Origin of the sequence: Pseudomonas sp. TWR1-1-4, assembly GCF_049897165.1 — a bacterium.
GTDB classification, from domain to species: Bacteria; Pseudomonadota; Gammaproteobacteria; order Pseudomonadales; family Pseudomonadaceae; genus Aquipseudomonas; species Aquipseudomonas canadensis.
In genome coordinates this window covers 221856-243806 of sequence record NZ_JAFCVS010000006.1, presented here as the reverse complement: position 1 = coordinate 243806, position 21951 = coordinate 221856, and the positions used below count along the sequence as shown (strand labels likewise).

The window sequence follows — 21951 nt, the reverse complement described above, 5'->3', positions numbered from 1 at the left end:
GCAAGGTTGCATCATGCGGCGCGGGCTGACAAGAGAGGATGAAGGCTAAGTGCTATAAGGGGGGTATCGGCCGCGAAAGGGATTTCTGCAATCGGGGTGATGGAAGGTGTACAAGCCTGTTTTTATTGTTCAACAAACCGGCAAAAAAAGCCCCGCCAAGTGGCGGGGTTGAGGTACGAGCGTGGCGCTCGAAAATCGGTGCAACCAGGCCTCCCGGGTGAGCGGGAGGCCTGTTCCTGCTTATAGCAGGATGGTACGGATGTCGTTCAGCAGTTGGCTCAGACGCTGGGTGAAGCGAGCAGCAGCAGCGCCGTTGATCACACGGTGATCGTAGGACAGCGACAGTGGCAGCATCAGCTTCGGCTGGAACGCTTTACCGTCCCACACAGGCTGGATGGTTGCCTTGGACACGCCCAGGATCGCCACTTCCGGCGCGTTGACGATTGGCGTGAAGCCAGTGCCGCCAATGTGACCGAGGCTGGAGATGGTGAAGCACGCGCCCTGCATGTCGTCCGGGGTGAGCTTCTTGTCGCGGGCCTTGGCAGCCAGTGCAGCGGCTTCCGCAGCGAGTTGCAGCAGGCTCTTCTGGTCGACGTTCTTGATGACCGGTACCAGCAGGCCGTCCGGGGTGTCGACCGCAAAACCGATATGCACGTACTTCTTGCGGATGATCGCCTTGCCGCTTGGCGCCAGCGAGGCGTTGAAGTCCGGCAGCTCTTTGAGCAGGTGCGCGCAGGCCTTGAGCAGCAGCGGCAGCACGGTCAGTTTCACGCCGGCCTTTTCGGCCACGGCTTTCTGCGCAACGCGGAAAGCTTCCAGGTCGGTGATGTCGGCCTGGTCGAACTGAGTCACGTGCGGGATGTTCAGCCAACTGGCGTGCAGACCGGCCGCGCCGATTTGCATCAGGCGGGTCATCGGCACTTCTTCGATTTCACCGAAGCGGCTGAAGTCGACGGTGCGGATCGGCGGAATGCCCGAACCACCGGTAGCGCCGCCGGCAGCCGGAGCTTCCTTGGCTTTCTGCATCATGGCCTTGACGTAGACCTGCACGTCTTCCTTCAGCACGCGACCGTGAGGGCCGGTGGCCGACACAGCGTTCAGCTCAACGCCGAACTCACGGGCCAGCTGACGCACGGCAGGGCCGGCGTGCACCTTGGCGCCGCTTGGCGCTGGAGCGGCAGCAGCAGGGGCCGGAGCAGCCTCGGCTTTGGCAGCAGGCGCAGGGGCGGCAGCAGCCGGAGCCGGAGCCGATTCAGCCTTGGCAGCCGGAGCGGCCGCTGGTGCTGGCGCGGCAGCAGGTGCAGCGCCTTGTACTTTCAGCTTGAGGATGAAGTCGCCAGTGCCGACTTCGTCTTCCAGCTTGACCGCGATGCTTTCCACCACGCCGGCAGCCGGCGAAGGGATTTCCATGGAGGCCTTGTCGGACTCCAGGGTGATCAGCGACTGGTCGGCTTCGACGGTGTCGCCGACTTTGACCAGCAGCTCGATGATCTTGGCCTTGCCCGACGAACCGATGTCCGGGACATGAATGTCCTGGACGCTGGCGGCGGCAGGTGCGGCAGCCGGGGCCGGAGCGGCCTCGGCAGCAGCAGGCTTTTCAGCAGCAGGGGCAGGGGCAGCAGCCGCAGCAGGAGCCGCCGCAGGGGCCGCATCAGCGGCACCTTCGATTTCCAGTTCCAGCAGTTCGTCGCCTTCTTTCAGGCGGTCGCCCAGCTTCACTTTCAGGCTCTTGACCACGCCGGCCTTGGGAGCAGGGATTTCCATGCTCGCCTTGTCCGACTCCAGGGTCAGGATGCTCTGGTCGGCTTCGACGGTGTCGCCGACCTTCACAAACAGCTCGATTACTTCACCTTCACCGCTGCCGATGTCAGGTACGCGAATGAGTTCGCTCACAAAAAATCTCCTCAGCAGTCCAGTGGGTTGCGTTTTTCCGGGTTGATCCCGAACTTGACGATAGCGTCAGCCACCACCTTAGGTTCGATCTCACCACGGTCAGCCAAGGCTTCCAGGGCTGCCAACACCACGAAGTGACGGTCAACTTCGAAGAAGTGACGCAGCTTCTTGCGGCTGTCACTGCGGCCGAAACCGTCGGTGCCCAGGACTTTGAATTCCTTGGACGGGACCCACTGGCGAATTTGTTCAGCAAACAGTTTCATGTAGTCGGTCGATGCGATCACCGGGCCTTTACGGCCAGTCAGGCATTCTTCGACGAAGGTGCGCTGTGGCTTCTGGCCAGGGTGCAGACGGTTGTGACGCTCTACGGCCAGGCCATCGCGACGCAGTTCGTTGAAGCTGGTCACGCTCCACACGTCAGCGCCAACATTGAACTCGTCACGCAGGATCTTCGCCGCTTCACGCACTTCGCGCAGGATGGTGCCGGAGCCCATCAGCTGTACGTGGTGCGCCGCTTCCTTGGTGTCTTCTTCGAGCAGGTACATGCCCTTGATGATGCCTTCCTCGACACCGGCCGGCATGGCTGGCTGCTGGTAGGACTCGTTCATCACGGTGATGTAGTAGAAAACGTCCTGCTGCTCTTCGGTCATCTTCTTCATGCCGTCCTGGATGATCACCGCCAGCTCATAGCCGTAGGTAGGATCAAAGGTGCGGCAGTTCGGGATGGTGGCAGCCAGGATGTGGCTGTGACCGTCTTCGTGTTGCAGGCCTTCGCCGTTCAGCGTGGTCCGGCCGGCGGTGCCGCCGATCAGGAAGCCACGGGTACGGCTGTCGCCTGCAGCCCAGGCCAGGTCGCCAATGCGCTGGAAGCCGAACATCGAGTAGAAGATGTAGAACGGCAGCATCGGCTGGTTGTGGCTGGAGTACGAAGTACCGGCAGCGATGAAGGAGCTCATTGCGCCCGCTTCGTTGATGCCTTCTTCGAGGATCTGGCCCTTCTTGTCTTCCTTGTAGAACATCACTTGGTCTTTATCGACTGGCTCGTAGAGCTGGCCGACGGAGGAGTAGATGCCCAACTGACGGAACATGCCTTCCATACCGAAGGTACGGGCTTCGTCCGGGATGATCGGAACGATGCGCGGGCCGATGTCCTTGTCCTTGACCAGCTGCGCCAGGATGCGCACGAAAGCCATGGTGGTGGAAATTTCACGGTCGCCCGAGCCGTCGAGGATAGCCTTGAGGGTGCTCAGGTCTGGCGTCGGTACGCTGAAGCTGTTGGCGCGGCGCTGCGGCACGAAACCACCCAGTGCGGCGCGGCGCTCGGCCAGGTAACGGGCTTCGGCGCTGTTCGGCTCCGGCTTGAAGAACGGCAGGTTCTCCAGCTCTTCGTCCTTGACCGGGATGTCGAAGCGGTCGCGGAACAACTTCAGGCTGTCGACATCGACTTTCTTGGTGTTGTGCGCAGTGTTCTTCGCTTCGCCGGCACCGGTGCCATAACCCTTGATGGTCTTGGCCAGGATGACGGTCGGTTGTTCTTTGTGGTTGACCGCTTCGTGGTACGCCGCGTAGACCTTGTACGGGTCGTGGCCGCCACGGTTGAGTTTCCAGATCTCGTCGTCGGACAGGTCTGCAACCATTGCCTTCAGTTCAGGCGTGTTGAAGAAGTGTTCACGCACGAACGCGCCGTCTTTGGCTTTGTAGTTCTGGTACTCGCCGTCGATGACTTCGTCCATGCGACGTTGCAGGATGCCGTCGACGTCTTTGGCCAGCAGTGGGTCCCAGAAGCGGCCCCAGATGACTTTGGTCACGTTCCACTGAGCACCGCGGAACACGCCTTCGAGTTCCTGGATGATCTTGCCGTTGCCGCGAACCGGGCCGTCGAGGCGCTGCAGGTTGCAGTTGATGACGAAGATCAGGTTGTCCAGCTTCTCGCGGCCGGCCAGGGAGATGGCGCCCAGGGATTCTGGCTCGTCACACTCGCCGTCGCCCAGGAAGCACCAGACTTTCTGCTTGCCTTCAGGGATGAAGCCACGGGCTTCCAGGTACTTCATGAAACGTGCCTGGTAGATCGCCTGGATTGGGCCCAGACCCATGGAAACGGTCGGGAACTGCCAGAATTCAGGCATCAGCCAAGGGTGCGGGTACGACGACAGGCCGTTACCGTCCACTTCCTGGCGGAAGTTGTTCATGTGTTCTTCGGTGATGCGGCCTTCCATGAACGCACGGGCGTAAACGCCTGGAGAAGTGTGGCCCTGGAAGTAGATCAGGTCGCCGCCGTGTTCGTCGGTCGGGGCCTGGAAGAAGTAGTTGAAGCCGATGTCATACAGGGTTGCGCTGGAAGCGAAGCTGGAGATGTGACCGCCCAGGTCCGAATCTTTCAAGTTCGTGCGCATTACCATCGCCATGGCGTTCCAACGTACCAGCGAGCGAATGCGGCGTTCCATGAACAGGTCGCCAGGCATGCGTGCTTCGTGGGTAACGGGGATGGTGTTGCGGTATGGCGTAGTGATGGCGTAAGGCAGTTGCGAGCCGCTGCGGGTCGCGAGTTCGCCCATACGGGTCATCAGGTAGTGAGCACGGTCTTCGCCTTCTTTGTCGAGAACCGATTCCAGGGCGTCCAGCCATTCCTGGGTTTCGACGGGATCGAGGTCTTGCATGGCTTGCTCCAGGGCGGAAAGGCTACCAGAATCGGTTGCCTGAAGTTTGCGACTGGCCTTGTGGGCAGACGACATAAATTCTTGGATGGCCGAAGGTTGCTTCGGCGTCCTGTAGTTTTACTACAAATCGTCGGCCATTTCAGCCTTTCGAATGTATATACGAGTAGTAAAACTACACAAGACTGAGCGTATGGCTCGGTCTGGCTGGTGAGCATAATCGTTATTGTTGATCTTTTGCGAACAAGAAAAGGTGAATGTTTGATGTTGGCTGCCAAAATGAAATTAATTTCAGCTATTTCTAACCTTTGTTCGACAGTCCTTCATAGAGCGTGGTTCTTGCGTTCACAGCAACAGGCCATTTACGCGCCGATCAAGGATAGACCATGAGCCTTCCAACACTCGCCGAACTCCCGGCCATTCTCTTGCCAAAAGCCCAGCGGGCCGAGCAGTCATTTCGTGACGCAGTGGCCGCGCTGGACGACGATCATGGACTTTCCGCGTGGACGCCGCAACGGTGGGCCGACTTCGCCCGCGTGTGCGCGGCGAGTGATTTCGTCATTGAACAGAGTGTTCGTGACCCTTTGATGTTGCTCGAACTCGTGGCCTGGGGCGAGCTGGACCGTGGTTTTGCCCCTGGTGAGCTGTGCGGGCAGATTGCTGGCGCCGTGCAACAAGCCGAAACAGAAGATGAGCTGAGCCGTGTGCTGCGTCGCCAGCGTACGCGCCAGCAGGTGCGCATCATCTGGCGCGACCTGACCCGCCAGGCCGACCTGGTGCAAACCTGCCGCGACCTCTCCGACATGGCTGACGCCAGCATCGACCAAGCCTACCAATGGCTGTACCAGCGCCACTGCGTGCAATTCGGCACGCCCACTAGCCGGCGCAGCGGCGAGCCGCAGCACATGGTCATCCTCGGCATGGGCAAGCTCGGCGCGGTGGAGCTGAACCTGTCGTCGGATATCGATCTGATCTTCGCCTACCCCGAGGGCGGCGAGACCGTTGGCGTCAAACGCTCTCTGGACAACCAGGAGTTCTTTATTCGCCTTGGTCAAAAACTGATCAAGGCCCTCGATCCAATGACCGTCGATGGCTTTGTGTTCCGTGTCGACATGCGCCTGCGCCCCTACGGTTCGGCCGGCGCGCTGGTGCTCAGCTTCAATGCGCTGGAGCAGTACTATCAGGACCAGGGCCGCGACTGGGAACGCTACGCCATGATCAAGGCGCGGGTTGTTGCCGGCGACCAAGTGGCCGGTGCGCAACTGCTCGACATGCTCCGACCGTTCGTCTACCGCCGCTACCTGGATTTTTCCGCCATCGAGGCGCTGCGCACCATGAAGCAGCTGATCCAGCAGGAAGTGCGGCGCAAGGGCATGGCCGACAATATCAAGCTGGGCTCGGGCGGGATCCGCGAAGTGGAATTCATCGCCCAGGCCTTCCAACTGATCCACGGCGGACGTGACCTGAGCCTGCAACAGCGCCCGTTGCTCAAGGTACTCGGTACGCTGGAAGGCCAGGGCTACTTGCCGCCGACGGTGATCGCCGAATTGCGCAATGGCTACGAATTCCTGCGTTACACCGAACACGCGATCCAGGCGATTGCCGACCGGCAGACGCAAATGCTTCCAGACAGCCCGGAAGACCAGGCGCGCATAGCCTTTATGTTGGGCTTTGCCGACTGGGCCGCCTTCCACGAACGCCTGATGTACTGGCGCGGTCGGGTGGACTGGCATTTCCGCCAGGTGATCGCCGATCCTGACGAAGAAGAGGGCGAAGAAAGCGAGTTGGTGGTGGGCGGTGAGTGGTTGCCGCTGTGGGAAGAATCCCAAGATGAAGAGGCCGCCTGCCGGCAATTGGCCGAAGGCGGCTTCACCGACGCGACCAAGGCGCTCAAGGCGTTGGCCGGCCTGCGCAACAGCCCGCAACTGCGCGCCATGCAGCGTTTGGGGCGTGAGCGGTTGGATGCATTTATTCCGCGCCTGCTTGCCCAAGCGGTGGAACACGCCAACCCGGACCTGGTGTTGGAGCGCGTGCTGCCATTGGTCGAAGCCGTCGCGCGGCGTTCCGCTTATCTGGTGCTGCTCACGGAAAACCCCGACGCCCTGCGTCGGCTGTTAACCCTGTGCGCCGCCAGCCCGTGGATCGCCGAGCAGATCACACGCTTCCCGCTGTTGCTCGATGAATTGCTCAACGAAGGCCGCCTGTTCAAGCCACCGTTGGCGCCGGAGCTGGCTGCCGAGCTGCGCGAGCGCCTGACGCGCATCCCGGAGGACGACCTGGAGCAACAGATGGAGGCCCTGCGGCACTTCAAGCTGGCCCACCGCCTGCGCGTGGCTGCCTCGGAAATCGCCGGCAGCCTGCCGCTGATGAAAGTCAGCGATTACCTGACCTGGCTCGCCGAGGCCATCCTCGAACAAGTGCTGGCCCTGGCCTGGCGCCAGACTGTGGCGCGCCACGGCTCGCCGCAGCGTTTGGACGGGACCCTGTGCGATCCTGGGTTCATCATTGTCGGTTATGGGAAAGTCGGCGGGATCGAACTGGGGCATGGTTCGGACCTGGACCTGGTGTTTATCCACGATGGCGATCCACAAGCGGAAACCGATGGCGCCAAGCCGATCGACGGGGCGCAGTTCTTTACGCGCCTGGGCCAGCGCATCATTCACTTGCTGACCACGCAGACCAACTCCGGCCAGTTGTACGAAGTCGACATGCGCCTGCGGCCTTCCGGCGCGTCTGGTTTGCTGGTGAGTTCGCTGGGGGCGTTTGACCGCTATCAACAAAATGAAGCCTGGACCTGGGAGCATCAGGCGCTGATCCGCGCGCGGGTGCTGGTGGGCAGCCAGGATGTGGGCCAGGCATTCGAGCAGGTACGGGCTAAAGTGTTGGGGCAGGAACGCGACCTGGCGAAGCTGCGCCAGGAGGTCAGCGAGATGCGTGCCAAGATGCGCGACAACCTGGGCACCAAGACTACGGCGGCCGGCACCGGCGCCAATGCCTTCGAGGCCACGGCGGCGTTCGACCTCAAGCAGGACGCCGGAGGTATCGTCGATATTGAATTTATGGTGCAATACGCGGCTTTGGCGTGGTCTGCGCAACATCCATCGTTGCTGCGCTACACCGACAATATCCGCATTCTGGAAGGCCTGGAGCAGGTGGGCTTGATGCCCGCGGCCGATGCCCACCTGCTGCGTGAGGTGTATAAGGCCTACCGTTCCGCCGCACACCGCCAGGCCTTGCAAAACGAGGCGGGCACGGTGACCGGGGATCAGTTCGCCGACGAACGGCGCCAGGTGATGCGAATCTGGAAAGAACTGGGGTTAAGTTGAGTCAACTGTAGGAGCCGGCTTGTCGGCGATGAGGCCCTTGGAATCCATGGAGATCTTTCGGACGTTATCGCTGGCAAGACAGCTCCTGCAATTGTTCGTCTCCTACAGAAAATTTCGATGCGGGGAGGCATAAGCCTCCCCGCATCGTTTGTGGAAACTACATGAATATTCTGATCGTTGGGCCCAGTTGGGTCGGTGACATGGTGATGGCGCAGACACTGTTCCAGTGCCTGCGTATGCGCTACCCGGACTGCCAGATCGACGTACTTGCCCCTGAGTGGAGCCGGCCGATCCTTGAACGCATGCCCGAAGTGCGCAAGGCCCTGAGCTTTCCGCTCGGCCATGGCGCTCTGGAGCTGGCGACCCGCCGTCGTATCGGTAAATCCCTGGCGGGTGAATACGACCAGGCGATTCTGCTGCCCAATTCGCTCAAGTCGGCGTTGGTGCCCTATTTTGCTGGCATCCCCAAACGCACCGGCTGGCGTGGCGAGTTCCGTTACGTGCTGCTCAATGACGTGCGTACCCTGGACAAAGCTCGCTACCCGTTGATGATCGAGCGTTTCATGGCCCTGGCCTACGAGCCGGGCGCCGAGTTGCCCACGCCGTATCCGCGTCCGAGTTTGCAGATTGACCCGGTGAGCCGTGACGCCGCCCTGGCCAAGTTCGGCCTGGAGCTCGACCGTCCGGTCCTGGCGCTGTGCCCGGGGGCAGAGTTTGGCGAGTCCAAGCGCTGGCCGTCGGAGCACTACGCCAAGGTTGCCGAGGCCAAGATCCGTGAAGGCTGGCAGGTGTGGCTGTTCGGGTCGAAGAAGGACCATCCGGTAGGCGAAGACATTCGCCAGCGCCTGATTCCTGGCCTGCGTGAAGAGGCGGTCAACCTCAGTGGTGACACGTCGCTCGCCGAAGCCATCGACCTGCTGTCATGCGCCGATTCGGTGGTGTCCAACGACTCCGGGCTGATGCACGTCGCCGCCGCGCTGAACCGCCCGTTGGTGGCGGTGTACGGCTCCACATCACCGGGCTTCACGCCGCCGTTGGCCGACAAGGTCGAAGTGGTGCGCCTGGGCCTGGAGTGCAGCCCGTGTTTTGATCGCACCTGCCGTTTTGGTCACTACAACTGCATGCGCCAGTTGCTGCCGCAGCCGGTGAATGAAGCCTTGCAGCGGTTGCAGGGCTCTGCGGTCGAGGTCCGATAGTTTGCGCGTACTGGTAATCAAGACCTCATCCCTGGGCGATGTGATTCATGCCTTGCCGGCCCTGACCGACGCGGCGCGGGCGATCCCCGGCATCCGATTCGACTGGGTGGTGGAAGAAGGCTTCGCCGAGATTCCCACCTGGCACCCGGCGGTTGACAAGGTGATCCCGGTGGCGATCCGCCGCTGGCGCAAGAACATCTGGCAGACCATCAAGAGTGGCGAATGGCGGCGCTTCAAGCAGCAAGTCCAGTCGACCAAGTATGACCTGGTGATCGACGCCCAGGGACTGCTGAAAAGCGCCTGGCTGACCCGCTACGTGCGTGCGCCCATCGCGGGTTTCGACAAAAATTCCGCCCGTGAGCCGATGGCTGCACGTTTCTATTCCCGCCGCCTCGCCGTGGCGCGTGGGCAGCACGCGGTGGAGCGTTTGCGTCAGCTGTTCGCCGTGGCCCTCGGTTATGACTTGCCCAAGGGCTTGGGCGACTACGGCCTGAGCACTGAAAAGCTCCTGGGCTTGCCGCCGAAAAAGCCGTTTGTACTGCTGCTGCACGGCACCACCTGGGACACCAAGCACTGGCCCGAAGCCTACTGGCGCGAGCTGGCCGAGCGCATGGGGCGTCTGGGCGTGGATGTCAAATTGCCGTGGGGCAACGCTGCCGAAAAAGCCCGCGCCGAACGCCTGGCCCAAGGCCTGCAAAACGCCGAAGTGCTGCCCAAATTGAACCTGGCCGGTGTCGCCCGGGTACTGGCCGGCGCCCGTGCCTGTGTGGCGGTGGACACCGGTCTCGGTCACTTGGCCGCCGCGCTGGATGTGCCGACCATTTCCCTGTTCGGCCCGACCAACCCCGGTCTCACCGGCGCCTACGGCAAGGGCCAGATTCACCTGGCCAGCGACTTCCCTTGCGCGCCGTGCCTGCAAAAACACTGTACCTATCAACCGACGGCCGACGACCTGCGTCGGTTCGACCTCAAGCGCGAGTCGCCCCTGTGCTTCACGCGCCTGAACCCTGAGCGTGTGGCAAGCCGACTGAGCACGTTGTTATTGGCTGAGGAGCTGCACTGATGCAACTGGCTTTTGTTTTGTACAAATATTTCCCCTTCGGTGGCCTGCAGCGCGACTTCATGCGCATCGCCCTGGAGTGCCAGCAGCGCGGCCACCAGATTCGTGTCTACACGCTGATCTGGGAAGGCGATATCCCGCCCGGTTTCGAAGTGCTGGTGGCACCGGTCAAGGCGTTCTTCAACCATCGGCGCAATGAGAAACTCAGCGCCTGGATGGCCGCCGACCTGGCCAAGCGCCCGGTGGACCGTCTGATCGGCTTCAATAAAATGCCTGGCCTGGATGTGTATTACGCCGCCGACGGCTGCTTTGAAGACAAGGCACAAAACCTGCGCCACTCGCTGTACCGCTATTTTGGCCGCTACAAGCACTTTGCCGAGTACGAGCGCGCGGTGTTCGGCAAGGACGCCAAGACCGAGGTCTTGATGATCTCCGAAGTGCAGCAGCCGCTGTTTATCAAACACTACGACACGCCGCTGGAGCGCTTCCATCTGCTGCCGCCGGGGATTGCCCAGGACCGCCGCGCGCCGCCGAATGCCGCAGAAATTCGCGAGGGTTTCCGTAAGGAATTCAACCTGGGCGACGACGATTTACTGCTGGTTCAGATCGGCTCGGGCTTCAAGACCAAGGGTGTCGACCGCAGCCTCAAGGCTCTGGCCGCGTTGCCGTCTGAGCTGAAAAAACGCACGCGCCTGTTTGTAATCGGCCAGGACGACCCCAAAGTATTCCAACTGCAAAGCGCAACGCTGGGTCTGGGCGACAACGTGCAGTTCCTCAAGGGCCGCAGTGATATCCCGCGCTTCCTGCTGGGCGCCGACCTGTTGATCCACCCGGCGTACAACGAAAACACCGGCACCGTATTGCTTGAAGCCCTGGTGGCCGGGCTGCCGGTGCTGGTCTCGGCCGTGTGTGGTTATGCCCACTACATTGGCGAAGCCGACAGCGGCCTGGTGCTGGATGAGCCGTTCGAACAAGCGCAGCTCAATCAATACCTGGCGAATATGCTCACTGACACTGCACGGCGCGCGGCCTGGAGCCGCAATGGTTTGGCCTTCGCTGAGACGGCCGACCTTTACAGCATGCCGCAGCACGCTGCGGATGTGATCCTGGCGGAGCCAAAACGATGAAGTTGATTCTTGCCGAACCGTTCCAGACGTTATGGGCCGGGCTTGATGCCTTTGCCGAAGTCGAGAAACTGCAAGGCGAAGTATTCCGTGAGCTGGCGGCGCGTCGCACCCTGCGTACCGTGGTGGATGGCCGTCCCTATTTCGTCAAGATCCACCGTGGTATCGGCTGGGGCGAGATCTTCAAGAACCTGATCACCGCCAAGCTGCCGGTGCTGGGCGCGGGCCTTGAGTGGGCGGCGATTCATCGCCTGCAAGCACTCGGCGTGCCGACCATGACCGGCGTGGCCTTTGGCGAGAAGGGCAGTAACCCGGCGGACCAGCACTCGTTCATCATCACCGAAGAGCTGGCGCCGACCCTCAGCCTGGAAGACGTGACCATCAACTGGGTGGCCGAGCCTCCGGCGCCTGCGTTGCGTCATGCGCTCACCCATGAACTGGCGCGCATGGTCGGCGACATGCACCGTGGTGGTGTGAACCACCGCGACTGCTACCTGTGCCATTTTCTGCTGGACACTGCCAAGCCCATCGATGCGAAGAACATCAAGCTGTCGGTGATCGACCTGCACCGCGCCCAATTGCGCGCGCACTTGCCGTTGCGCTGGCGCGACAAGGATCTCTCCGCGCTGTACTACTCGGCGCTGGAGATTGGCCTGACCCGTCGCGACAAACTGCGCTTCCTCAAGGGTTACTTCCGCCAGCCGCTGCGCCAGATTCTGGCCGAGCAATCGGCGTCGTTGAACCTGATGCAGCGCAAGGCCGACAAGCTCTACGCACGCAAGCAGCGCCTCGGGGATGCAATCTAATGGCGGGTTGGAACCTGGAGCCTGCTTACGCCAACCTGGCGGATGATTTTGGAAGCCTCGAAGCGGTATTCGCCCTGCAAGGCGAGCGGCTGACCCGTGACCCACTGTCGGAAGTGATCCGCGTGGAGCGCGGCGGGGTCAATTACTACGTCAAGCGCTACACCGGCGCCGGCAAGGGCCTGCGGCGTTACTTGGGCAAGCCGCGGGTCAAGTCCGAATGGCAGAACCTCAAGCGCTTCGCCAAGTGGGGCATTCCCACCGCCGATGTGGTGGCCTGGGGGCTGGAGCGCAAAGGCCTGGCCTACAACCGCGGGGCGATGATCACCCGCGAGCTGCCGAGGACCGAAGACCTCTCGGTGCTGGCCGAGCGCAACGATGCGCGCCTGAGCGACCCCAAGTGGGTCAATGCGGTGAGCCGCCAACTCGCCGAATACACGCGCACGATGCACGGCCATCGTTTTACCCATAATGATTTGAAGTGGCGCAACCTGCTGATCGATGACCAGGCCACCCTGTACCTGATCGATTGCCCCAATGGCGATTTCTGGCGTGGGTTTTGGCTCAAGTACCGCATCACCAAAGACTTGGCCTGCCTGGACAAGGTGGCCAAGTATCATCTGTCCGCCACCCAGCGCCTGCGCTTCTACATGCAGTACCGTCAGTGCCGGCACTTGAGTGCATCGGATAAAGAGCGGATTCGCCACGTGGTGAAGTTTTTCGAGGGACGCGAATGAGTGATTTCCTGGCGGCTGAAGACCGTGCGCTGTTGGAGCGGCACGGCCTGGCGACGTTCGACGCCTTGTGGGCCAAACAACTGGACGCGGTGGATGAACCCAATACCAGTCGCGGTGGCTGGAGCAGCGTGTTCCGCCTTGAACTCGACGGTCAGGGTTACTACCTCAAGCGCCAGAGCAATTACCTGACGCGCAGCTTGCACCGCCCTTTTGGCGAGCCGAGTTTTTCCCGCGAATTCCGCAATATCAGCCGTTATCGCAAGCTCGGTATTCCCGCCTTGCAAGCGGCGTTCTACGGCGAGCGTAAAGTTAACGGCGAACACCGTGCCATGTTGCTGACCCGCGCCCTGGACGGCTGGAATGACCTGGATTCGCTGCTGGAGCAGTGGGCGCAACTGAGCGATGCGCAGCACTGCGCGATCCTGTTGGCCTGCGGTCAGCTTGCGCGTCAATTGCACAGTGTCGGCCAGGTGCATGGCTGTTTCTATCCCAAGCATATTTTCCTACAGGCCACCGGCGACGGTTATGCCGCGCAGTTGATCGACCTGGAGAAAACCCGCCCGCTGCTGTTCGGCTGGCGTGATCGGGTCAAGGACCTGGAGCCGCTGTTGCGTCGTGCGCCGCAGTGGTCGGACGAGCAGGTGCGTCAACTGCTGGCTGCCTACCTCGATCAGCCGGAAGACAGCGCGCTGGTCGCCACTTGGCTACAGAAGTTGACCGTCCGCCGCAGCCACAAGGAAAACCGTTGATGCGTTTGTCCGAGCTGAAAACCGCCGGCCGTTCCCCGGACTTGCCCCTGACACTTGAGCTGGCCGATGCGGCGGGCCCAGGTCAGTTGCAACTGTTGAGCCTGTTGCGCGTGCTGCCGGGCGAACGCTATGTAGGCGCCGCCGTGTGGCGTGGCCGTCCGGTGTTGGCCAAGTTACTGGTGGGCAGCAAGGCGGCACGGCACTTTCAGCGAGAGCTCAGCGGCGTGCGCCTGCTGGCCGAGCAAGGCCTGACCACGCCGTTGTTGCTGGCCGATGGCTTGCAGGAAGGCGAGGGCGGTTGGCTGCTGTTCGAATTCATCGAGGGCGCCGAAAGCCTGGCCGATGCCTGGCAGGCCGTCGAAGGGTTGCCGCCGTTGGCTGATGAACAAACCGCGGTGCTGGCCGAAGCGCTGGGCGCAATTGCGCAGATGCACACTCGGGGGCTGTGGCAGGAAGACCTGCACCTGGACAACCTGCTGCGCCAGGACGGCAAGCTGTACCTGATCGATGGCGCCGGGATCCGCGTCGAAGAGGCGGGCAAGCCGTTGTCGCGCAATCGCGTCCTGGAAAACCTCGGCGTGTTTTTCGCCCAGTTGCCAAAGAATCTCGAACCGTTCACCGAAGAACTGCTGGTGTACTACCTGCTGAGCAATGGCGAGCACGCCCTGCCGTTGGAAGCCCTGGAGAAGCAGGTGCGCAAGGTCAGCGCCTGGCGCCTCAAGGACTTTTTGAACAAAGTCGGGCGCGAGTGCACCTTGTTCAGCGTGGTGCGTGGCGCTTTTGCTTTGCGCGCCATTCGTCGCGAAGAAGAGGCGGCGATGCTGCCGGTGCTGGAGCAGGCCGATTCGCTGCTGGATAAGGGCCATCTGTATAAAACCGGTGGTGCTGCCAGCGTGGCCAAGGTCGAAGTGGCTGGGCGTCAGTTGGTGATCAAACGCTACAACATCAAGGGTTTCGCCCATTGGCTCAAGCGCTTCTGGCGTCCGAGTCGCGCCTGGCATTCCTGGCGTGAAGGCAACCGCCTGGCGTTCCTCGGTATTGCCACGCCCAAGCCGCTGGCGGTACTGGAAAAACGCTTCTTCTGGTTGCGTAGCCGCGCGTACCTGATCACCGAATACCTGCCTGGTCCGGACATCATCGAACGCTTTGCGCCGTACGTTGAAAACGGCGATGCGCCGGAAAACGAGCTGCGGGCGCTGGATCACCTGTTCGCTGAACTGATCCGCGAGCGCATCAGCCATGGTGATTTCAAGGGGCACAACCTGTTTTGGGACACGGATCGCTGGTCGCTGATCGACCTTGATGCCATGTGCCAACACACCTCCGACGCCAGCTTTGCCTCAGCGTATGCCAAGGATCGTGCGCGGTTTATGCGTAACTGGCCATCGGAGAGTGCGTTGTACAAACTCATCGATCAGCGCTTGCCAGCTCAGGTCTGATCGCGGTCAAAATGTGGGAGCGGGCTTGCCCGCGAGTAGGGTGTGTCAGTTAGTACATTTGTTGCTGACCTAACGCATTCGCAGGCAAGCCAGCTCCCACATGAGCCTTGAGGTGGTTTTAGAATTGGTACTCGGCACCAGCACCGGCGTACCACGAGCGGCCAGGAGCGGCTTCGTAGTAACGGTTGTTGCCATCGCCGACGATCACCGAGCCGACGTACTGGCGGTCGAGCAAGTTGTCCAGGCGCAGGGTCTGGTGGAAGGTCCAGTGTTCGACCTTCTGCTCAAAACGTGCGCGCCAGTTGAAGACGCTGTAGGCCGGCGCGGCACGCTGGCTGTTGGTGTCTTCGACATAGACCTTGCTGCGGTACAGGCCTTCGATGGCGGTGCTGACCCAGTCGCGGGGCTTCCAGTTGAGTTCGGCGAACAGCGTGGTTTGCGGCACGCCGGGCAGGTAGTTGCCCTTGTCGACGGCAGTGCTGCCGCCGCTGACGAAGTCGCTGTCGTAGGTGGCTTGCAGGCGGGTGTAGGCGAGGTTGGCGGTCCACTGTTCGCTGAGTTGGCTTTCGACGCCCAGTTCGAAGCCGCGGCGCAGGGTGCGACCGGCATTCTGGTAGCTGGTGCGACCGCCCAGGGATTGATAGACCACCAGTTCATCCTCGGTGGTTATCTGGAAGACCGCCGCGTTGATGCGTGTGTTGTTGAGCTGGGCCTTCAAGCCCACCTCGTACTGGGTGCTTTCGGAAGGCTTGAGACCGAAGTTGAAGCCCTCGATGCTGCCCGGTGCGTAGGCCAATTCCGCCTGGGTCGGTGTTTCGAAGCCTTTGCCGGCACTGACATAACCGTGCAGCTGCGGTGTGAACGCATACATCACGCTCATCGACGGCGTGTTTTTTTGATAGGTCTTGTTACCGCTGGAATCGCCGTTGCTGAGGAATTGGTCGTCGACGTCCAGCTCCATGGTGCTGTGGCGGACCCCGGCTTGCAGAGTCCAGCGGTCGAGGGCCCAGTTGGCCTGGATATAGGGGTCGAGGCTGCGGGCGGTGTCGATTTCATCACGGCGTAGTTGGCCTTTCACGCCGAGGGTGTTGCCACTGTAGTTCTGGTAACCGTGGCGACTGTCCTCGCTCTGGTCGAAGTCCAGGCCGGTGATGATCATCAGCTCGCCCGGTGCACTTTCGATGGGCTGCATCCAGCGCACGCTGCCGCCGTAGAACTTGCGGTCGAATTGCACCACGCCGCCGCCGCGTTCGTTGGCCGGGGTGCCTTTGGGAATCGACAAATACTGAATCACACTCCGCCGCCCCGTATACCCATTCACCTGCAACGTCGCATCACCGATATAGCGCTCGTAATTCATCCCCAATTGCTGATGATCGATACTTTTTCGCGTGTTGTAGGTGAGTGCATTGGCACTCACCGAGCGCGGATCGGCCTTGTACGCCGCCCAGGTCTGCCCCAACGGATCCTGCGTGCCGTTTTGTTCCAGGCTGCTGTAGATCAGTGCCAGTTTGCTGTCGTCATCCGGCTGCACGTTGAGCTTGGCAAAGGTCTGGTCACGGCGTGCGCTGCTGTGGTCGCGGTAGCCGTTGGTATCCATGCGCGAGGCGTCGAGCACGAAGCCTGCGCCATTCGCTGCGCCCTCGGCGGTCAGGTGGTTCTTGTTCAATCCGTCGCTGCCCACCAGGGTTTCGGCGCCAATGCGCGGCGGGCCTTCGCCGTCGCGGGAGAACATCTGGATCACGCCGCCAGCATTGCTGCCATACAAGGTGGCTGCAGGGCCGCGCAGCACTTCGATGCGTTCAGCGGTGTCGAGGTTGAACGTGGCTGCCTGGCCCTGGCCATCCGGCGTGCTGGCGGGAATGCCGTCGGCGATCAGCTTGATGCCGCGCACACCGAAGGCGGAGCGGGCGCCGAAGCCGCGGGAAGAAATCTGTAGGTCTTGGGCGTAGTTCTGGCGGTTCTGCACCACCAGACCCGGCACGCGGGCCAGCGCCTCGGAGGCATTGATGCCCAATTGGCCGTCGCTGATCTGCTCACGGCTGATGCCGTCGACCGAGTAAGGCAGGTCGAAGGTCGGGCTGGCGCTGCGTGAGCCGGTGACCACGCTGGGGTCGAGGATCAACGGGGCATCATCGGCCAGCGCAGGAGTGCTCAGGCCCAGCAGTAATAGGGCAAGGCGAGTGGAGGCGATTGTGTTCATGGAGAGGCCGGATCAGTGGCGCGACGCGTGGTAAGGAGCGTAGGCGCAAAAAAAACGCGAGTTTAACGGCTGCCTCCCTCGTTTACCGAATTTCTGACACGTCAGGCATATGGGACGTTTCCTACGCAACGTTACGTTGTCGGGTGACTGTAAATAGCTGGGTGCGGTGGTAGGTTTTTGGTCCCTCTACAGATTGGAGAGATTTATGATGTCTAACGTTGCAGGGTTATTGGCATTGCTGGGTGTGTCTTTGATGGTGGCCGGTTGCGGCACCATGACCACGGTGCTGCGTGAAGACAGTGCTACAGTCCAGTCGCTCAAAGCGAAAAAAACCTATTGCCAGTCGGTTCCGCGCGTTTACAGCGGAGTGGCTTATGACTTGTGCGTGCTGCATGCGCCGCCGAACTCTGGAAGTTGGGTCTCCTTGAACGATGTTCCATGGCCTTTTCTCGATGTGCCCGTATCCGCTGTCCTGGATACATTTTTCTTGCCCTACACCATTTACCGCCAGAGTCAGGACGGCAGCATCGAGATCTTCCGCTGATCCCTCTTGACGCTTGCCGCTAACAGCTTCCCTTCGCTTTTAAGCTATAATCCCGCCCTTTAGCTGTTTCCTGCCCGGGCAGGAGGCACACTTTTTTCAGGCGCAACCCGCCTGCATGCAGACTAAAAGAGGCTAGACCCCTGTGGCATTGACGATTCTTGGCCTGTCCGGCGCCCTTAGCCATGATCCTTCCGCAGCCTTGTACATCGACGGCAAGCTGATCGCGGCCGCCGAAGAAGAGCGCTTCGTACGCGACAAACATGCAAAGAACCGCATGCCCTACGAATCGGCGAAGTTCTGCCTGGAACAGGCCGGCATCAAGCCTTCCGACGTTGACGTGGTGGCGATTCCGTTCGCCCCGATCAGTCTGTTCGGCGAGGCGCGCTGGCACTACGCCAAGCGTTACTGGTACGCCCCGGACCGCGCCCTTGACGCGATCCTGATGGGCAACCGTCGCTACAAGCGCTATCGCAACAAGATCGTCTGGTGCCTGGAGCAGCTGGGCTTCGATCCAAAGAAAATCAAGATCGAGCCGGTTGAACACCACCTGGCACACGCCTCCAGCGCCTACCACTGCTCCGGCTTCCAGGAGAAAACCGCGATCCTCGGCATCGACGGTAAAGGTGAGTACGCCACCACGTTCTTCGGCTACGGCGAAAACGGCAAGATCCACAAGATCAAGGAATTCTTTGACCCGGACTCCCTCGGCGGCCTGTACGGCGCGATCACTGAGTTCCTCGGTTTCGAGATGCTCGACGGCGAGTTCAAGGTCATGGGCATGGCGCCGTACGGCGACGCCAGCAAATACGACTTCTCGCGCCTGGCCTCCTTTGAAAACGGCGAGTTGGTGATCAATACCGAATACGCCAACGTCATCGGCCTGCGCCGCTACAAAGAAAAAGGCAAGGGGTTCTACTTCTCGCCAAAACTGATCGAGTGGCTGGGTCCGAAGCGCGAAGGCGATATCGCCGACGAGCCGTACATCCACTACGCCGCCAGCATGCAAGCGCTGTTCGAGAAGCTGGCGCTGCAGATGATCGACCACTACCTGGGCGACATCCTGAAAGACACCGGCAAGCTGGCCTTTGCTGGCGGCTGCGCGTTGAACGTCAAGCTGAACCAGAAGATCATTGCCCGCGACGACGTGAAGGAGCTGTTCGTGCAACCAGCGTCCGGCGATGCCGGTACGGCTGTCGGTGCAGCGGCCTACGTGTCCCACGCCCGTGGTGTACCGGTCGAGAAGATGGAGCACGTCTACCTCGGCCCGTCCTACAGCAACGAAGAGGTGATTGCGGCGTGCGCCAAGCACGAAAGCAAGCCCGTGTGGCGCAAGATCGACAACATGCCGCAGCGCATCGCCAAGATCATGGTCGACGGCAACCCGGTGGCCTGGTTCCAAGGCCGCATGGAGTTTGGCCCGCGCGCCTTGGGCGGTCGTTCGATCATCGGTTGCCCGAGCGCCACCGGCGTGGCTGACCGCATCAACCACCAGATCAAGTTCCGCGAGCGCTGGAGGCCTTTCTGCCCGTCGATGCTCGACACTGTCGCCCCGCAGATGATCAAGGTCGACCATCCGGCGCCGTTCATGACCTTCACCTTTGAAGTGGCGGAAGAGTGGAAGACCCGAGTGCCGGAAGTGGTCCATGAAGATGGCACCTCTCGCGCCCAGGTGCTCAAGCGCGAGTACAACCCGCGCTACTACGACATGATGAAAGAGCTGGAAGTGCTGACCGGTAACGGTGTGTCGCTGAACACCTCGCTCAACCGTCGTGGCGAAGCGATGATCTGCTCGCCGAAAGACGCGCTGGACATGTTCTTCGGCTCCGACCTGCAATACCTGATCATGGAAGACATCCTGGTCGTCAAAGACGGCGTGGACCCTTATGACGCCGTGGTCTAAATGCTGAACCGCTTCCAGGGTTGGCGTGAGCGTGGCTGGGCGCCAGTCGAGGCCGAGGTTTACGCCCAGGCCTGGCAGCGGTTTGGCGGCAGCGTGGCGACCCATCCGCAGATTGTCGAGCGGTTGGCGGGCCTGGCGCAGATTCCTGTGCGCTACCTGGGCTGGGAACAGGACGGCGAACTCAAGGGGGCGATTGCCACCTGGGGGCGCGACCTGGCCCTGTCCAAGGACGTGCTCAAACGCAGCGGCAAGAAAGGCCTGTTTGACCTGGGCAATGCCGAGATCATCCTGCCGATCGCGACCGATGCGCAGTTGCCGGTGCGCCATCGCGGGCGCTACCTCTCAGCGCTGAACGAGGGGCGTATCAGCACCCTCAAGCCCCAGGCCGAGCAATTGGCCATGGCGCGTACCCCCGAAGACTTGTCGAAGAAGTTTCGCTACAACCAGCGCCGCGAACTGCGTCTGCTGGAAGAGGCGGGCGGCGTGGTGCGGGCGGTGAGCGAGTTTTCGAGCACGGAACTGGCGGCGATCTATTGCGATCTGTTCCAGCGCCGCTGGGGCTTTGCGGCCACGGGCGCCGAGCGCCTGGCCGAGGTGCTGGCGCTGCTCAAGGAGTTCCTGATCGGCTCGGTGCTGTTTCTCAACGATGCGCCAATTGCTGTGCAACTGGTGTATCGCGTCGAGGCGCCCGAGTGGACCAGCATTGAGTACGTCAACGGCGGGGTCGACCCTGAAACCCGCGCGTTCAGCCCCGGTAGCGTGTTGAGCTTCCTCAACACGCAAAGCGCCTGGGAACAGGCGCGTGCCGTGGAAAAACCGCTGCGCTTTTCCTTCGGGCGTGCCGACCGTGAGTACAAGGAGCGCTGGTGCAACCCGGTGCCGGTGTTCAGCGTATGAGTCGCAAACAGCAACTGCTCAAGCGCCACCGGCGCAATAAACGCATTGCGCTGCTGATCGGGCTGCTGCTGTTGATCGCGGCCGGTGTGCTGGTGGCCTGGTGGCTGCCGCTGATCCTGGCGGTCGTGTTGTGGGTGGCCCACGAAGCCTGGTTTGCTGACCACCTGTTTTATTCGCCCAAGGATGACTACCAGTACCGTTTTGCGCCGAGTGGCCAACAGGTCGGGTTGCGTCTGGAAGGCAGCAGGTTGCTGGCCGATAGGCCGCTTGAGCTGGCTGGCGATGAAACGCTGATCGTCGAAGTACAGCTCAAGAGCAACCTGTGGGGGCGTTTATTTGATCCTGCGGTTGAGTTTCTGGATGATCGCCAGGCATTCGAGCGCGGCGTGGCCGGCAAGCGTTACCTGAACCTCACTGGCTCGGCGGCGGCATTGGCCGGCGGTGAACTGCGCCTGCGCGGTCGTTTTTGCCGCGTGATCGGCCAGCCTGTCTTGTGGGTATTTCGCCAGCCCGACGCTGCCCGACAGCGCGTGATGGTGATCGCGCCCCATGCCGACGATGCCGAGTTAGCTGCCTTCGGCCTGTACGGTCAGGCGGATGAAAGCTGGATCGTGACCCTGACCGCGGGTGAAATCGAGGCCGAGCACTATCAACAGATGGGCATGGCCAAGGCTGAAGCGGCGCGGATCAAAGGGCGCCTGCGCGCCTGGGACAGCATTGCCGTACCGCGTTGGGCCGGTGTGCCCGAGGCGCACTGCGTGCAACTGGGGTACTTCTGTCTGCAACTGCCGGCCATGCGTGACGCCCCCGATCAGCCCCAGGCATCGCGCGAAGCGCAGTTGGACGATACGCGGCTGTTCCGTCAGTTCAATGCCTTGGCGTTGCCGGGCGATGTAGACGGTGCGCCGACCTGGAATAACCTGATTGCCGACCTGCGCGCGGTGCTGCTCAAGGCGCGCCCCGAGGTGATTGTGTTGCCGACACCGGTGCTCGACCCGCACCCGGACCATATCTGCGCGCACACCGCCGTAGTGCAAGCCTTGCAGGGCCTTGAGTGGCAACCGACCACATTGCTTGGCTACGCCAATCATCTGCATGATAACGACCGTTGGCCCATGGGTGATTCAGGCGCCGGCATTGCTTTGCCGCCGCAGTTCGATGCCGCTCAGGTACTTGAGCCCTATTGCCGCGTGCTGAGCCTGAGCCAGCAGCAGGACAAGGCCATGGCGCTGGGCATGATGCATGACCTGCAGCCCCGGGCACCGTTCAAGCGTCGGGTGCGTCGCTTGTTGCAGCAATGGCTTGCGCGTCGTGGTCCATCGCCTTACGGCGAGAATGAATTTTTTCGCAAGGCCGTGCGCCGTCACGAGCTGCTTTGGGTGCTGAAGCAGGACTGAAATTGAATTTTTTCGTCGGGCTGCCCGCG

Annotated in this window: 15 protein-coding genes; 12 read left to right on the top strand and 3 right to left on the bottom strand. The window is 61.5% G+C overall.

Going from position 1 to position 21951, the window contains the following annotated elements; all coding sequences use genetic code 11:
- Positions 1-240: 240 nt before the first annotated feature.
- Together aceF and aceE are read right to left on the bottom strand one after the other, a co-directional pair.
- Positions 241-1893, bottom strand: coding sequence for a dihydrolipoyllysine-residue acetyltransferase (gene aceF, locus ACP7C6_RS20355; protein ID WP_122685811.1), 1653 nt, complete (start codon positions 1891-1893; stop codon positions 241-243).
- A gap of 11 nt (positions 1894-1904) precedes the next feature.
- On the bottom strand, positions 1905-4550 hold the full coding sequence (gene aceE, locus ACP7C6_RS20350) for a pyruvate dehydrogenase (acetyl-transferring), homodimeric type (RefSeq protein ID WP_028615466.1): 2646 nt from the start codon (positions 4548-4550) through the stop codon (positions 1905-1907).
- 383 nt (positions 4551-4933) lie between these two features.
- Here aceE and glnE point away from each other — a divergent pair, with 383 nt between their 5' ends.
- The 8 genes from glnE (at position 4934) to ACP7C6_RS20310 (ending at position 14981) form a co-directional block, all read left to right on the top strand.
- On the top strand, positions 4934-7873 hold the full coding sequence (gene glnE / locus ACP7C6_RS20345; protein WP_426109162.1) for a bifunctional [glutamate--ammonia ligase]-adenylyl-L-tyrosine phosphorylase/[glutamate--ammonia-ligase] adenylyltransferase: 2940 nt from the start codon (positions 4934-4936) through the stop codon (positions 7871-7873).
- Between the two features lie 161 nt (positions 7874-8034).
- Positions 8035-9069 carry a lipopolysaccharide heptosyltransferase II gene (gene waaF / locus ACP7C6_RS20340; RefSeq protein ID WP_028615468.1) on the top strand — a complete coding sequence of 345 codons (1035 nt, stop codon included), beginning with the start codon at positions 8035-8037 and terminating at the stop codon, positions 9067-9069.
- 1 nt (position 9070) lies between these two features.
- Positions 9071-10132, top strand: coding sequence for a lipopolysaccharide heptosyltransferase I (gene waaC, locus ACP7C6_RS20335; protein ID WP_122730532.1), 1062 nt, complete (start codon positions 9071-9073; stop codon positions 10130-10132).
- On the top strand, positions 10132-11256 hold the full coding sequence (locus tag ACP7C6_RS20330; RefSeq protein WP_323988684.1) for a glycosyltransferase family 4 protein: 1125 nt from the start codon (positions 10132-10134) through the stop codon (positions 11254-11256). The genes waaC and ACP7C6_RS20330 overlap by 1 nt, the downstream gene beginning before the upstream one ends.
- Positions 11253-12059 (top strand): lipopolysaccharide core heptose(I) kinase RfaP, encoded by an 807-nt coding sequence (gene rfaP, locus ACP7C6_RS20325; protein WP_068932718.1) that lies wholly within the window; start codon positions 11253-11255, stop codon positions 12057-12059. The genes ACP7C6_RS20330 and rfaP overlap by 4 nt, the downstream gene beginning before the upstream one ends.
- Entirely contained in the window at positions 12059-12793 is a 735-nt protein-coding gene (locus ACP7C6_RS20320) for a lipopolysaccharide kinase InaA family protein (RefSeq protein WP_028615472.1), read from the top strand. Before rfaP ends, ACP7C6_RS20320 begins: the two co-directional genes overlap by 1 nt.
- Positions 12790-13542 carry a lipopolysaccharide kinase InaA family protein gene (locus ACP7C6_RS20315; protein ID WP_236318016.1) on the top strand — a complete coding sequence of 251 codons (753 nt, stop codon included), beginning with the start codon at positions 12790-12792 and terminating at the stop codon, positions 13540-13542. Before ACP7C6_RS20320 ends, ACP7C6_RS20315 begins: the two co-directional genes overlap by 4 nt.
- Complete coding sequence (locus tag ACP7C6_RS20310; RefSeq protein ID WP_308908273.1) at positions 13542-14981, top strand: lipopolysaccharide kinase InaA family protein; 1440 nt, start codon at positions 13542-13544, stop codon at positions 14979-14981. The genes ACP7C6_RS20315 and ACP7C6_RS20310 overlap by 1 nt, the downstream gene beginning before the upstream one ends.
- A gap of 118 nt (positions 14982-15099) precedes the next feature.
- Here ACP7C6_RS20310 and ACP7C6_RS20305 read toward each other — a convergent pair whose 3' ends face one another.
- Entirely contained in the window at positions 15100-17184 is a 2085-nt protein-coding gene (locus ACP7C6_RS20305; protein WP_236318020.1) for a TonB-dependent receptor family protein, read from the bottom strand.
- Between the two features lie 205 nt (positions 17185-17389).
- Here ACP7C6_RS20305 and ACP7C6_RS20300 point away from each other — a divergent pair, with 205 nt between their 5' ends.
- The 4 genes from ACP7C6_RS20300 (at position 17390) to ACP7C6_RS20285 (ending at position 21922) form a co-directional block, all read left to right on the top strand.
- A complete protein-coding gene (locus ACP7C6_RS20300) occupies positions 17390-17728 on the top strand; it encodes a YceK/YidQ family lipoprotein (protein ID WP_122730539.1) in 339 nt (112 codons plus the stop codon).
- 142 nt (positions 17729-17870) lie between these two features.
- Complete coding sequence (locus ACP7C6_RS20295; protein ID WP_028615477.1) at positions 17871-19628, top strand: carbamoyltransferase family protein; 1758 nt, start codon at positions 17871-17873, stop codon at positions 19626-19628.
- On the top strand, positions 19629-20525 hold the full coding sequence (locus ACP7C6_RS20290) for an antimicrobial resistance protein Mig-14 (RefSeq protein WP_028615478.1): 897 nt from the start codon (positions 19629-19631) through the stop codon (positions 20523-20525).
- A complete protein-coding gene (locus ACP7C6_RS20285) occupies positions 20522-21922 on the top strand; it encodes a PIG-L deacetylase family protein (protein WP_236318022.1) in 1401 nt (466 codons plus the stop codon). Before ACP7C6_RS20290 ends, ACP7C6_RS20285 begins: the two co-directional genes overlap by 4 nt.
- Positions 21923-21951 lie beyond the last annotated feature (29 nt).

What these genes read in the sequence shown, in the direction of transcription:
- aceE (WP_028615466.1), bottom strand. Translation starts at nt 4,550, where the DNA reads ATGCAAGACCTCGATCCCGTCGAAACCCAGGAATGGCTGGACGCCCTG.
- glnE (WP_426109162.1), top strand. Translation starts at nt 4,934, where the DNA reads ATGAGCCTTCCAACACTCGCCGAACTCCCGGCCATTCTCTTGCCAAAA.
- waaF (WP_028615468.1), top strand. Translation starts at nt 8,035, where the DNA reads ATGAATATTCTGATCGTTGGGCCCAGTTGGGTCGGTGACATGGTGATG.
- ACP7C6_RS20330 (WP_323988684.1), top strand. Translation starts at nt 10,132, where the DNA reads ATGCAACTGGCTTTTGTTTTGTACAAATATTTCCCCTTCGGTGGCCTG.
- rfaP (WP_068932718.1), top strand. Translation starts at nt 11,253, where the DNA reads ATGAAGTTGATTCTTGCCGAACCGTTCCAGACGTTATGGGCCGGGCTT.
- ACP7C6_RS20320 (WP_028615472.1), top strand. Translation starts at nt 12,059, where the DNA reads ATGGCGGGTTGGAACCTGGAGCCTGCTTACGCCAACCTGGCGGATGAT.
- ACP7C6_RS20315 (WP_236318016.1), top strand. Translation starts at nt 12,790, where the DNA reads ATGAGTGATTTCCTGGCGGCTGAAGACCGTGCGCTGTTGGAGCGGCAC.
- ACP7C6_RS20310 (WP_308908273.1), top strand. Translation starts at nt 13,542, where the DNA reads ATGCGTTTGTCCGAGCTGAAAACCGCCGGCCGTTCCCCGGACTTGCCC.
- ACP7C6_RS20305 (WP_236318020.1), bottom strand. Translation starts at nt 17,184, where the DNA reads ATGAACACAATCGCCTCCACTCGCCTTGCCCTATTACTGCTGGGCCTG.
- ACP7C6_RS20300 (WP_122730539.1), top strand. Translation starts at nt 17,390, where the DNA reads ATGATGTCTAACGTTGCAGGGTTATTGGCATTGCTGGGTGTGTCTTTG.
- ACP7C6_RS20290 (WP_028615478.1), top strand. Translation starts at nt 19,629, where the DNA reads ATGCTGAACCGCTTCCAGGGTTGGCGTGAGCGTGGCTGGGCGCCAGTC.
- ACP7C6_RS20285 (WP_236318022.1), top strand. Translation starts at nt 20,522, where the DNA reads ATGAGTCGCAAACAGCAACTGCTCAAGCGCCACCGGCGCAATAAACGC.